This is a genomic window from Enterococcus sp. AZ126 (assembly GCF_051714545.1).
In the GTDB taxonomy this organism is placed as follows: Bacteria; Bacillota; Bacilli; order Lactobacillales; family Enterococcaceae; genus Enterococcus_L.
Map to the genome: position 1 here is coordinate 495,823 of NZ_JBIOSB010000001.1, position 13,016 is coordinate 508,838.

General features: G+C 36.5%; 12 protein-coding genes. 2 read left to right on the plus strand and 10 right to left on the minus strand.

Annotation, left to right across the window (positions count from 1 at the left end; translation table 11 throughout):
- Positions 1-7: 7 nt before the first annotated feature.
- The 4 genes from IGI43_RS02430 to IGI43_RS02445 form a co-directional block, all read right to left on the minus strand.
- Entirely contained in the window at positions 8-694 is a 687-nt protein-coding gene (locus tag IGI43_RS02430; RefSeq protein ID WP_010765234.1) for a response regulator transcription factor, read from the minus strand.
- Positions 695-842: 148 nt separating this feature from the next.
- Entirely contained in the window at positions 843-2,264 is a 1,422-nt protein-coding gene (gndA, locus tag IGI43_RS02435; protein ID WP_438756218.1) for an NADP-dependent phosphogluconate dehydrogenase, read from the minus strand.
- 246 nt (positions 2,265-2,510) lie between these two features.
- The gene (gene rpmF, locus IGI43_RS02440; RefSeq protein ID WP_010763436.1) at positions 2,511-2,690 is read right to left on the minus strand and encodes a 50S ribosomal protein L32; all 180 of its coding nucleotides are present in this window, start codon (positions 2,688-2,690) and stop codon (positions 2,511-2,513) included.
- Between the two features lie 59 nt (positions 2,691-2,749).
- A complete protein-coding gene (locus IGI43_RS02445) occupies positions 2,750-3,316 on the minus strand; it encodes a YceD family protein (protein ID WP_438756219.1) in 567 nt (188 codons plus the stop codon).
- Positions 3,317-3,473: 157 nt separating this feature from the next.
- Between IGI43_RS02445 and IGI43_RS02450 the strand changes: the two genes are divergently transcribed.
- The gene (locus tag IGI43_RS02450) at positions 3,474-4,253 is read left to right on the plus strand and encodes an ABC transporter ATP-binding protein (RefSeq protein ID WP_438756220.1); all 780 of its coding nucleotides are present in this window, start codon (positions 3,474-3,476) and stop codon (positions 4,251-4,253) included.
- A 57-nt stretch (positions 4,254-4,310) separates the two neighbouring features.
- Here IGI43_RS02450 and recQ read toward each other — a convergent pair whose 3' ends face one another.
- The 5 genes from recQ to IGI43_RS02475 all read right to left on the minus strand — a co-directional run bounded on the left by recQ (position 4,311) and on the right by IGI43_RS02475 (position 10,807).
- Positions 4,311-6,104: a DNA helicase RecQ gene (gene recQ, locus IGI43_RS02455; RefSeq protein ID WP_438756221.1), complete on the minus strand. Its 1,794-nt coding sequence runs from the start codon at positions 6,102-6,104 to the stop codon at positions 4,311-4,313.
- 266 nt (positions 6,105-6,370) lie between these two features.
- Positions 6,371-8,206 (minus strand): translational GTPase TypA, encoded by a 1,836-nt coding sequence (gene typA / locus IGI43_RS02460; protein ID WP_438756222.1) that lies wholly within the window; start codon positions 8,204-8,206, stop codon positions 6,371-6,373.
- Positions 8,207-8,429: 223 nt separating this feature from the next.
- The gene (locus IGI43_RS02465; RefSeq protein ID WP_438758798.1) at positions 8,430-9,188 is read right to left on the minus strand and encodes an inositol monophosphatase family protein; all 759 of its coding nucleotides are present in this window, start codon (positions 9,186-9,188) and stop codon (positions 8,430-8,432) included.
- 16 nt (positions 9,189-9,204) lie between these two features.
- Positions 9,205-9,483, minus strand: coding sequence for a UPF0223 family protein (locus IGI43_RS02470; protein WP_438756223.1), 279 nt, complete (start codon positions 9,481-9,483; stop codon positions 9,205-9,207).
- 55 nt (positions 9,484-9,538) lie between these two features.
- Entirely contained in the window at positions 9,539-10,807 is a 1,269-nt protein-coding gene (locus IGI43_RS02475) for a voltage-gated chloride channel family protein (protein ID WP_438756224.1), read from the minus strand.
- A gap of 263 nt (positions 10,808-11,070) precedes the next feature.
- Between IGI43_RS02475 and IGI43_RS02480 the strand changes: the two genes are divergently transcribed.
- Positions 11,071-12,426, plus strand: coding sequence for an MATE family efflux transporter (locus IGI43_RS02480; protein WP_438756225.1), 1,356 nt, complete (start codon positions 11,071-11,073; stop codon positions 12,424-12,426).
- Between the two features lie 65 nt (positions 12,427-12,491).
- Here IGI43_RS02480 and IGI43_RS02485 read toward each other — a convergent pair whose 3' ends face one another.
- Entirely contained in the window at positions 12,492-12,995 is a 504-nt protein-coding gene (locus tag IGI43_RS02485; protein WP_438756226.1) for an HD domain-containing protein, read from the minus strand.
- Between the last annotated feature and the right edge of the window lie 21 nt (positions 12,996-13,016).

A 13,016-nucleotide genomic window follows, 5' to 3' on the forward strand; every position in this document is an offset into this window, starting at 1 on the left:
AAAGATTTCACGAGCGCATCACATAACCTGTTCCACGAACAGTTTGAATGTAGCTCTCCTCGCCTGGAACATCAATTTTGTTACGTAGATAACGAATATAAACATCGACAACATTCGTTTCGACTTCTGTTTCATAACCCCAAACTTTATTTAATAGTACATCACGGGCTAATACAACATTTACATTTTCCATTAAAGTTAATAGTAGTTCATATTCACGTTTCGTTAATTCAATCATTTCAGAATTACGTCGAACAACGCGATTTTCTTTTTCAATTGTTAAATCACGATAGGTAATAGTAGTTTGTTTTGCTACATTTTTATCACCTTCAATATCGATTCGGCGAAGTAACGCACGTAAGCGAGCTAATAACTCTTCTATAGCAAACGGTTTTACAATGTAGTCATCCGCACCATGATCTAATCCTGACACTCGGTCAATTACAGAATCTCTTGCTGTCATCATGATGATCGGTGTGTTCTTCACTTGACGTACACGCCGACAAACTTCAAGCCCGTTCAATTCAGGCAACATCAAATCTAAAAGGATAGCATCCCAATCATTATTTAAAGCCGCTTCCAAACCAGTACGTCCGTTGTAGTGAACCTCTGTAGTATAGCCCTCGTGTTTCAGCTCCAGTTCTACAAAACGTGCTAAGTTTTTTTCATCTTCAATAATTAGAATATTACTCATTGGTTATTTGTCCTTTCTCTTTAAAAGCTATCTTAAAGCTTACCCATTATACCCACTTTTGCGTCAAAAAGCTAGCAACAACCTGTTCTCACTTCATAGCAGAGAGAAAACCATGAGAAATTTTTGAATCCCATGGCTTTCAAACGTACTATTCTTCATTATACCAACTATAGTGGTACGTACCTTCTTTATCAATTCGTTGATACGTATGAGCCCCAAAATAATCTCTTTGCGCTTGAATCAGATTTGCTGGCAAACGCTCTGAACGATAAGAGTCGTAATAAGCAATAGCTGAAGCGAAAGTTGGGACTGGAACACCCGCTTGAACTGCAATCGATACAACATCACGAACAGATTGTTGATATTTTTTTGTTATATCGATAAAGTAATCATCTAATAATAAGTTTTCAATTGTTGGATTTTTATCATATGCATCTGTGATCTTTTGTAAAAACTGAGCACGGATGATACATCCTGCACGCCAGATTTTGGCAATCTCACCGAAAGGCAAGTCCCACTCATAATCTTCTGATGCCACACGTAATTGAGCAAAGCCTTGAGCGTAACTCATAATTTTACTGAAATACAATGCTTCACGAATCTTTTCAATCAATTCTTTTTTATCCCCTTGATAACCAGGTGTTTCAGGCTTAGCTAAGACTTTACTTGCTTTTACACGTTCATCTTTATAAGCAGAAATAAAGCGAGCGAAAACTGATTCTGTGATCAACGGTAGTGGTACACCTAAATCTAAGGCGCTTTGGCTTGTCCATTTACCAGTGCCCTTGTTACCGGCAGCATCCATGATGACATCAACGATTGGTTTACCTGTCCCTTCGTCGTCAGTACGCGTTAAAATATCAGCTGTGATTTCTACAAGATAACTGTCTAGTTCACCTTGATTCCATTCTTTGAAAATCTCAGCCATCTCTTCAACAGAAACACCAAGAATATTTTTCATAAGATCATAGGATTCAGCAATTAATTGCATATCACCATACTCGATTCCATTGTGTACCATTTTAACATAGTGGCCTGCCCCATTAGGACCGATATATGTCACACATGCTTCGCCATCTTCAGCTTTAGCTGATATTTTTTCTAATATAGGAGCCACTAGTTCATAGGCTTCTTTTTGTCCACCTGGCATGATTGAAGGCCCCTTTAATGCACCTTCTTCACCACCTGAAACACCAGTCCCTATAAAGTTGATTCCTGAATTAGCTAGTTCTTCATTTCTACGAATCGTATCTTTAAAGAATGTATTTCCGCCGTCGATTAAAATATCCCCTTTATCTAAATGAGGTAATAATTCTTGTATCGTTGCATCGGTTGCAAATCCAGCTTGAACCATCAGCATAATGCGACGAGGTTTTTCAATAGAGTCTACGAATTCTTCAATTGTATAAGTCGCTTTGAAATTTTTATCTGGATGCTCTTCAACGACATCCGTTGTCTTTGAACCTGTCCGATTGAACAGGGCAACTGAATAGCCTCTACTTTCGATATTTAAGGCCAAATTTTTTCCCATTACGGCCATTCCGACTACGCCAAATTGTTGTTTTGTCATCATGTATCCTCCCACTATCTTTGAAAAGAAATTCATTAGAATTTTCTTATAATCTATATCATTATAACGTAGAATGCTTGATATGAAAACAAAATAGTTCGAATAATTTGATTTATTCTTGTTTATCCTTGAGAATTTCGACAATTGTGGAAAATTGTCCATCAAATCCATTAACTCCAAACAAAATAAATCCCCTAGGCTCCATGGTTAGCCTAGGGGATTTTAACATTTTCAAAAAAATGTTTTTTATGCTTCTTTAGAGATTACGTCTTTTCCATCGTAATGACCACATGCTGGACATACGTGATGGCTTTTTCTCATTTCACCACAGTTTGAACATGCATTCAAACCTTTAATAGTTAATTTGTAATGAGTACGGCGTTTGCCCTTTTTAGCTTTTGAAGTTCTTCTAGCTGGTACTGCCATTGGTGTTCCACCTCCTTGTAAAGATGTGTGCATGAAATGCACGGTATATTCCAATCTTACTACTTATCGTCTTCATCAGATGTTTCGCTGAATAATTCAGATAATTTAGCAAGACGAGGATCCATTGTTTGTTGTGCTTCTTCTTGTCTTTTCTGCACGTAGTCTTCTTCTGAAAGGACTTCCCAGTCATTGCCTTTTGGCATATCATGACTTGTTTGTTCTTCATCTGATAAAACTTGAATCGGAATTGACAAAAGAATGTTATCTTCGACTGACTCATCTAAATCGATTGTTGGTTTTTCCAACAAAATGATTTCTTCATCTGCCAAACGTTCATCTCTTTGTTGATATTGTTCCAGAGTCATAAATACCTCATCGACATTAATCAAAAGCTTGAGAGGAACGGGTGTTAAAGAACGTGAAGAGGGAACTGTTACAATAACATCGATTTGATAGTGAAGCAAGTATTCTTCTTTTCCTACTGTTAGTAGCCCGGTTGCTTTGACAGGACTAACATCTAAAATCAGATTATCTCTTTTCATCAGTGACTCTTTTAAATTTAGTGTCTCTGAAAATTCACAGGGTTTGTCTTTGTATTTGTTTAGTTCTAATAAAGACCATTTCATATTCTCACCTCATAACGCAACAAAAGCAATTATACAGGGGGATGAAAGCTTTGTCAATGAAATTTTCTTGACAGTGTTTTCTTCTTTCGCTTTTTTCTAATTCTTACTATTCTATTCTTGAATTTTAATGGTAAAATAAAGAAAAGGAGGAGTTAGTATGAATGCTTTTGAATTTAAAGACGTTTCATTTATTCGGGATAAAAAGACACTTTTAAATAACGTAAATTGGTCTGTTAAAAAGTCTGAAAACTGGGCTATTATTGGATTGAATGGTGCGGGTAAAACACTGCTCTTACAACTGATTTGCGGATATTTATGGCCGTCAAAAGGACGATTAGAAGTTTTAGATCAGGTATTTGGTCACGCATCTATTCCTGAACTTCAGCGACGAATCGGTTGGGTCAGTACAGCCTTACAGTATCGTATGAAGAATCGTGAAACAGCTGAAAAAATTGTTCTTTCAGGTAAATTTGCTAGTATAGGGATCTACCAACATTACACTGAGCATGAATTGGAACAGGCAAAAGCTATTTTAAAAGGTGCTGGTGGAGAATCTCTAATTGGAAAAAAATATGAAGTTTTGTCTCAAGGAGAACGTCAATTGGTTTTGATTTCAAGAGCTCTAATGGCCGATCCTGAATTATTGATTTTAGATGAACCTTGTAATGGCTTGGATTTATTCGCTAGAGAAAAACTTTTATACCAAATCCAGAACATCGCTGAGCAAAAAAACAGCCCTACGCTGCTTTACGTTACGCATCACACCGAAGAAATCCTACCGTGCTTCAAGCATCTAATGCTATTGAAAGACGGAGAAATTTTTGCCAAAGGAACGCAATCAGAACTATTCACTGAAGATAAATTAGAAGATTTTTATGCTGAACCCATTCAAATCATCCCCTTAAAAGAAGATCGTTTTGCAGTCTACCCTAAATAACAGAATCTAATGAGGCTAGGACATAAATCTAGATTTATGTCCTAGTCTCAATTTATATTATGCATCTTCAGTGCTGACCCCTTCATCTTCTGTTTGTTTAAACGTTTCGATTGCTGCTAAGAATTTTTCTCCGTACTTGTCCAATTTATTTTGTCCCACACCTTTTACTTGCAGTAACTGAATTGAATTTTTAGGTAGTTTTTCACACATTTCTTTCAATGTACTATCGGAAAAAATCAAATAGGGCGGTACACCTGCTTCTTGTGCTAAATCCATTCGTAACTCTCTCAAGTTTTCGAAAAAACCATCATTTACAACTACTTTGCGAACACGTTGATCTTCTTTTCTAAAAACCTTCTGTTGACCTAACAGAACTTGAACCCCAGTAGACGAAACAGATAGTAACGGATACTGCCCGTCTGATGGATTTAAGTATCTTTCGGCGGTTAGATAATCAATCAATTGATTGACTTCTTTTTGAGTTCGATCTTTCATCAATCCATAAGTAGGTAAACGATTAAAATGCCATTGATCTATTTTTTGATCTCTTGAGCCTGTCAATACTTTCCCTACTAAACCCTTACCAAATTTTTCACCCATTCTTTTTACACATGATAAAATCTTTTGAACATCAACGGTGATATCTACTAATTCTCGTTGATCCAAACAATTGGAACAACGGCCACAATCAGAACCTTTCTCTCCAAAATAGCGTAAAATAAATTTTTGTAAACACATTTGCGCATTTGCATATTGAGACATTTCTCTTAATTTCATATATTCTTTTTGTTTATAATCAATCGTCATTTCTGATTGATCGATAAAAAACTGTTGAATTTGAAGATCTTGCGGCGCATAAAGTAACACGGCATCACTTGGCAGTCCATCACGTCCCGCACGTCCTGCTTCTTGATAGTAAGACTCTATATTTCCTGGAATTTGGGCATGAATTACAAACCGAACATTGCTTTTATTGATTCCCATACCAAAAGCATTTGTCGCAACCATCACTTGCAATTTATCAAATAAAAACTCTTCTTGATTATGACTCCGTTCTTTCTCGTTCATTCCACCATGATACATTCCAGCAGTAATCTTTTTACTTTGAAGTAAGTGGTAGATCCGTTCAACTTCTTTTCGAGTACTTGCATATACAATGCCAGATTGTCCTTGATTCAATTTTAAATATTCCAAAAGGAAAACATCTCGATTTTGATCTTTCACAACTTGAAATGCTAAGTTCTCTCGAGCAAAACCAGTCTGTACCTGATTATCATTTGGAATATGTAATTGCTTAAGAATATCTTCGGCGACCTGAGGCGTTGCAGTAGCCGTCAGGGCAATAACAGCTGGCTGCTGCTGGAATTGTTCAATGATTTCAGCTAAACGCAAATAACTTGGGCGAAAATCATGCCCCCATTGCGAAATACAGTGTGCTTCATCGACTGCCAATAAATCAATGGGAACATGTAATAATAGTTGTTGAAAATCAAATGATTCTAATCGTTCAGGTGCGACATATAGAAGCTTCACTTCGCGATTGACCGCCATTTGAACTCGTTTGTTCATTTCTTGTTGAGAAATCGTACTATTGATGAATGTAGCAGGAATCCCCATCATATTTAGCGCATCGACTTGGTCTTTCATCAATGATATCAATGGTGAAATCACTAAAGTTAAATTTTCCAACATAAGCGCCGGTAGCTGATAACAAATTGATTTCCCACCACCTGTTGGCATGATACCTAAAACATTTTCTTTATGTAAAACATGATTGATGATTTCTTCTTGTCCATGACGAAATTCGTCGTATCCAAATTTTTCTTTTAATACACCTTTGATGTCAATCATGAAATTCTCTCCGTTCTTTGTGTCTGGTTGTTATTTTAGCATGCACTATAAGGCAATTCAAGGGAGGATTCGTCTACTTGTGAAACAATTCAACTAATGTGAAACAATGAGCCCTTTATCATAAAAATCAAAAATCCCTGTTTATCAGTGTTTATACTGTAATATACGTAGTTTTTAAGATTATTCATTAAAAGTTATCCACAAAAATAGGACAAAACTTAATAAGTTTTGTCCTATCTACTCTACCTTAATTCTAAACGTTTCGTTTATTCAGCTACTTTTTTCTTTTTACTTGCTTTTTCACGTTCGTTTTTATTAAGAATTTGTTTTCTTAAACGAATGCTTTCTGGTGTCACTTCACAATATTCATCCTCATTCAAGAATTCTAAAGATTCTTCCAATGTAAGAATTTTTGCTTTTTTGATAACGGATGTTTGGTCTTTGTTAGCAGAACGAACGTTAGTCATTTGTTTTGCTCTTGTGATGTTTACAGTTAAGTCATTATCACGATTATTTTCACCAATGATCATTCCTTCATAAACATCAGTTGTAGGCTCTACAAAAACTGTTCCACGTTCTTCAATACTCATAATACTATAAGTAGTGGCTTTACCAGTGTCGATCGAAACAAGCGCACCTTGATGACGTCCGCCAATTGTACCTTGGATCATTGGTAGATATTGGTCAAATGTGTGGTGCATGATACCGTATCCGCGAGTCATTGATAAAAATTCAGTTGTATAACCGATCAAACCACGAGCTGGCGCTAAGAAAATCAAACGAATTTGACCATTACCAGTGTGAATCATATCTTGCATTTCACCTTTACGTAGACTCAATGATTCAATAACACTACCCATGTATTCTTCAGGTGTATCGATTTGAACACGTTCAAACGGTTCACATTTCACGCCTTCAATTTCACGTTCGATAACTTCCGGACGAGAAACTTGTAATTCGTATCCTTCACGACGCATATTTTCAATCAAGATTGATAAATGCAATTCGCCACGACCAGATACAGTCCAAGAATCTGGTCCAATTGGTTCTACAAGTAATGATACATCTGTTTGTAATTCTGCCATTAAACGTTCTTCAATTTTACGAGAAGTTACGTATTTACCTTCACGACCGGCAAATGGAGAGTTATTTACTAAGAATGTCATTTGTAATGTTGGTTCATCAATGTGTAGAATCGGTAATGCTTCTTGGTGTGCTACGTCAGCAACAGTCTCACCAACAAAGATATCTTCCATACCTGAAACGGCAATTAAATCGCCTGCTTTTGCTTCATTGATTTCAACACGTTGTAATCCAAAGAAACCAAAGATTTTAGTAACTCGGAAGTTTTTCACGCTGCCATCTAATTTCATTAAGGCAACTTGATCGCCAACTTTCATTGTTCCACGGAACACACGACCGATACCAATACGTCCAACATAATCATTATAGTCTAATAATGATACTTGGAATTGTAATGGTTCATCCGAATTATCGACTGGTGCTGGTACGTGTTCAATGATTTGATCAAAAATAGGGGCCATCGTTGGTTCTTGGTCTTCTGGATTATCAGAATTGCTTGACGTTCCATTCAAAGCTGATGCATAAATAACTGGGAAGTCCAATTGATCATCATCTGCACCTAATTCGATAAATAATTCTAATACTTCATCTACAACGTGTTCAGGGCGCGCTGATGGTTTGTCAATTTTATTTACAACAACGATTGGTGTTACTTTTTGTTCCAATGCTTTTTTCAACACGAAACGAGTTTGAGGCATCGTACCTTCATAAGCATCAACGACTAAAACCACACCGTCTACCATTTTCATGATACGCTCTACTTCACCACCGAAGTCAGCATGTCCAGGGGTATCCAAAATGTTGATACGAGTTCCATTGTAATCAACTGCTGTATTTTTAGCTAAGATCGTGATTCCACGTTCGCTTTCAATAGCATTTGAGTCCATCGCACGTTCTTGTAATTGTGTATGTCCATCTAAAGTTTGTGATTGTTTCAATAATTCATCTACTAATGTTGTTTTACCGTGATCGACGTGGGCTATGATTGCCACGTTTCTAATATCTTCTCTGTATTTCAATGTAATTGCTCCTTATCCTTTTGCCTTACGTCACTTGTTCATATAAATCCGACTGTTTATTATACCAAATTTTTTTCATGAAATATAGTCTAAAGCTTTCAAAAGTTATGAAAACTTCATATTTTATTGCCTTTTTTTGAAAAATACCACATTTATTGGAAAAAAGCAACGTTTTCTGATCAACTATCGTTGACTTTCTGCTTGGATTTCTGGAATTAGATTCCTATTCGTGAATAAAATTCTCTTGAATTTCATTGTATGCTGCAGGTGTTGCCGCTAAAAAGTATTCTCGTTTGTCAAAGGCTAGTGGTTTTCCTTCTATATTAGAGTACTTAAATCCAAATTCATTTAGCAAAACCAACCCAGCTGCATAATCCCAAGGACTCAAATTAGAGATATATCCGATATGATTGCCTTTGAGCATGGCAATCAACTCCACTCCCGCACAGCCACTGACTCGAATTCCCATGCTTCTATTACCGATTTCTCCAGCTGAATAAATATTTTTTTTGTACATGTATGCATTCATTCCAATTAAACCCTGTGATAAAGGCAGATCTTTTGGTGGTGTCAATTTTCGATCATTCAGAAAAACACCACTATTTTTTCCACCCCAGTATAATTCGTCTTTCATCACATCATAAATAAAACCAAGTTGTCCAATACCTTCTTCATATACAGCAATCATAATACAAAAATTTTCTTGTTCCATCACAAAATTCATCGTGCCATCGATTGGATCAATGATCCAAACTCGACCAGCGAAAGAATCAATCGTATCAAAGCCCTTTTCCTCAGCCAAAATTCGATCTTGAGGATACCGTTCATTGATTTTTTTGATAAAAAACAATTGCGTTTCTTCATCGATATTTGTGACTAAGTCCTTTCTACCAGACTTTTGCGAGACAGAAAGCTCATTGGTTAAACTCACACGAATATAACCTGCTGCTTCTTTCAACCATTCTTTTATTTCAATGATCATTTTTTCTGAAGTCAATTTAATCAGCTCCTAGTTTCAATCTACCCGAATCTTGCTTTTTAGCTTGTTGGAGAGTTCGATAGAGCGAATAGCCAGATGCTTTTTGAAACTCATTTCCTAAACGCTTTTCTTCCCCGATACTTTTAACGACGGTTTTAAATTCTTTATACGTATTCAAAAAATCTTGGGTATCGATTCCTGTTTCATTTGCTTGTTCTACTGCTGACCATAGATTGGTAACGATCACCATTTCATCTGTTGTCCAGTCTAAATCTAAAGGGTACTGATAATCTTTCATGTTTTCACCTCATTTTCTAGTTTATCATAAGGTCATAATATTTTTCTATCTTCCTTCATTTTTTTGACTTATTTTGCCAGTTTGTCAAAATCGGCAAAAATAAAACACCTTTTTCTACTTCCACTTTTTGAGATGAATAAATTCCAGTATTCCCTGAGCACATATAACTAATTAAACAGATCATAAAGAAAAATAATGCTGCCTCACCACCAAATAGCTCAATTCCCATAATAAAACAAGCAATTGGCGTATTCGTTGCGCCAGAAAAAACACCTATAAAACCTAATCCAGCCAAAAACGGGACAGATAAGTGTAAAATTAACGCTAAAGTACTCCCAAATGTTGCACCGATTTCAAATAAAGGCGTCACTTCCCCACCTTGGTAACCTGCCCCTAATGACAATGCTGTAAAAAAAAGTTTCCCGAGAAAGTCAAACCAATGATTCGCTCCATCAAAAGCATCTTGCAGTAAGGGTAAACTTAGCCCGAGATAACGTTGCGTTTGCAAAATAAAAACTGCTGCTACTACGACTATCCCTCCAATGAAATTCCGTAAAACAACATTACTGAACCAACGTGCATATATTTTTTTGATCCATGTGATCGATCGACTAAATAACCATCCAACTAAACCGAAACAAATACCAGCAACTATCATTTTGATAAACAATAGTACTGACCAATCCGGTATCTGACCCATGCTGTAATGTGTATGCGTTATACCAAAAGATTCAGTAACAAAATTTGCAAAAAAAGCAGCAAAAAAACTTGGAAAAAGTCCGTCTGACCGTAAACGACCAATCATCAAAACTTCTAACCCGAAAATCGTCCCTGCTAAAGGTGTTCCAAAAACAGAGCTGAATCCCGCACTGATACCACTAATGATTACAATTTCTCTTTCAAGCTTATCTAATCGAAAAAGACGCCCAATCGCGTTTGCCACTGTTCCACCCATCTGAACCGCTGTTCCTTCACGACCTACTGAACCACCAAACAAATGAGTGGTTATCGTACCAAATAAAGTCAATGGAATGAGGCGCAACGGGATATCTTCTTGTTCCCCGTTTGCTTGATCAATCACAAGATTGTTGCCTCGAACGGCATTGCCTCCAAATTTCTTATAAAGAAATGCAAAAACTGCCCCACTGATCGGTAGTAGCAATAAAAGCCAAGGTTTATCAAGCCTAATTTGAGTCACAGTATCTAAACTTTTTAGAAAAAAAGCAGACAACATTCCCATCACCAGTCCAATTATTGAAGCGATTGTCAGCCATTTAATCATATAAATACTGATTTTTATTGGCATCTTCAATTCACTTTCCACTCGATCACTCCTTTTAAATGTATTATGTATTCTATTCATACTAGTTCAATTATAACAATTTTTGCTTAAAGAAACGAGGAAAAAAATCATTTGAGTTAAACGTACTAAAGCACTTGCAAAAGCTTAATATTGTGCTACTATAAATAGGAAATTTTCAATATCTTCCTATTATTTATTTCATTATACTCAGTTGATATTTTTGAAAAAATCTGTAGAAAAAATCTTGCAATAGATTGTTTTCTTAAAATGAAAGGATGTTTTCCTTGAAAGAATTAACAAATGGTAATCCCGCAAAACTGATTTTTTTCTTTACAATCCCATTGTTGATCGGCAACATCTTCCAACAGTTTTACAATATGGCTGATATGATCATTGTCGGAAAAACATTAGGAAAAGATGCTTTAGCAGCCGTTGGTTCAACTGGCAGTATCACTTTTTTAATTATTGGTTTTGCCCAAGGATTGACTGCTGGCTTATCTATATTGACATCCCAGCGTTTTGGCGGACATGATTATCGTGGTGTAAAGAAAAGCTTCGCAACTGGTATCGTAATAAGTGGTATCGTTACGATTTTTTTAACTATTTTAAGTTTAATTTTTGTTCGCCCGATGCTTCTAATCATGCAAACGCCTCCCGAAATTATTGACGATGCTCAGATCTTTATTTCAATCATTTTCATGGGAATCTTTGCTGCAATGTCGTTTAACCTATTATCTAATGTGATTCGTGCATTGGGGGATAGTCGAACACCGCTTTTATTTTTGATCATTGCAAGTATCATCAATGTGGTATTGGATTTGATTTTGATCCTTAATTTTCATATGGGAGTTGCTGGAGCTGGTATTGCAACGGTTACGGCTCAAGTCGTTTCTAGTCTCTTGTGCATAGTCTATATTCGTTTGAAGATCCCTAATCTTCAATTACGGAAAAAGGACTTTTCTATTGACAAAAGTGAGTATAGAGCTCATTTAAATATCGCTTTACCAATGGCCTTTCAATCATCGATCATTGCGATCGGTGCGATCATATTGCAAGCCGCTCTAAACAGTTTAGGAACGGACGTGGTAGCTGCTCAAGCTGCTTCGGGTAAAATCGAACAATTTGCAACACAACCAATGATGTCATTTGGTATTGCAATGGCAACCTTCACTGCCCAAAATTATGGAGCCAAAAAGTACAAACGAATTTTGCAAGGTGTTACTCAGTGTATTGCAATGAGTATTGGTTTTAGTCTTTTAGCTGGCGGAATCGTAATTTTCTTTGGGCAAAATTTGATGACCCTTTTTGTCAGCCCAAATGAAATAGATGTTCTTAATCTTTCTCAGATTTACTTTAATGTCAACGGTAGTATGTATTGGTTATTAGCAATTTTGTTCATTATACGTTATACACTTCAAGGACTTGGGCAAAGTGTGATTCCTACTTTAGCCGGAATCATGGAACTTGTCATGCGCTCATTTGCAGCAATTATTCTGACCGCTTCGATAGGTTTTGTCGGTGCGGCTTTGGCATCTCCACTTGCTTGGGCTGGTTCTGTGGTAGTGCTGCTTGCGTCTTATTTCAAAGCAATCAAGCGTTTAAAACGTTTAGAATTTGAACAACTAACTGAAACAGAGTGATTTTCACCATCTCTAAACTACAAAAAAACGATCGATTCTCAAAAAGAAAATCGATCGTTTTTAAGTTATATAGATTGTTTTCCAGGAAAATATTGACGCCATTTGGCTTTCACCGAATTTGTCATCGGTTCAGAAGCTTCTTTGACTGCACAATATTTATCTACCATCGTAACAATATAGCTTTCTTTATACTTCGGTGGTGCAATCGTTGCACCCCACATATGCTTAATGATAATATCACGTTCTAAATCCGAAAGTTCTGTTAATTTCTCTGCGTTTTTCACCGCAATTCTTGGGTGCACATAAGCATGAGAACCTTCATCGAATTTTGTTGTACGCCAATCGTAATAGAACAAGTCATGCAATAATCCAGCACGAGCCGTCGCTTTAGCATCACCATTCCATTTTTTAGCTAGTTTATAACTATAGTAGGAAACGCTGATTGAATGATCTAAACGGGTCGAGTGAACATGCTGCGTGTAATTTCCTAAACGTTGTACTTCTTCCGTTGCCAACAAATCTTCCACATAAGACATATATTCTTGATCTTCACGCCATTTTTCAGTCATTAATTCTGGTTCCACCTTTTT

Excerpts from the sequence above, each read along its gene's own strand:
- IGI43_RS02430 (WP_010765234.1), bottom strand. The coding sequence starts at position 694 with ATGAGTAATATTCTAATTATTGAAGATGAAAAAAACTTAGCACGTTTT.
- gndA (WP_438756218.1), bottom strand. The coding sequence starts at position 2,264 with ATGACAAAACAACAATTTGGCGTAGTCGGAATGGCCGTAATGGGAAAA.
- rpmF (WP_010763436.1), bottom strand. The coding sequence starts at position 2,690 with ATGGCAGTACCAGCTAGAAGAACTTCAAAAGCTAAAAAGGGCAAACGC.
- IGI43_RS02445 (WP_438756219.1), bottom strand. The coding sequence starts at position 3,316 with ATGAAATGGTCTTTATTAGAACTAAACAAATACAAAGACAAACCCTGT.
- IGI43_RS02450 (WP_438756220.1), top strand. The coding sequence starts at position 3,474 with ATGAATGCTTTTGAATTTAAAGACGTTTCATTTATTCGGGATAAAAAG.
- recQ (WP_438756221.1), bottom strand. The coding sequence starts at position 6,104 with ATGATTGACATCAAAGGTGTATTAAAAGAAAAATTTGGATACGACGAA.
- IGI43_RS02465 (WP_438758798.1), bottom strand. The coding sequence starts at position 9,188 with ATGATCATTGAAATAAAAGAATGGTTGAAAGAAGCAGCAGGTTATATT.
- IGI43_RS02470 (WP_438756223.1), bottom strand. The coding sequence starts at position 9,483 with ATGAAAGATTATCAGTACCCTTTAGATTTAGACTGGACAACAGATGAA.
- IGI43_RS02485 (WP_438756226.1), bottom strand. The coding sequence starts at position 12,995 with ATGACTGAAAAATGGCGTGAAGATCAAGAATATATGTCTTATGTGGAA.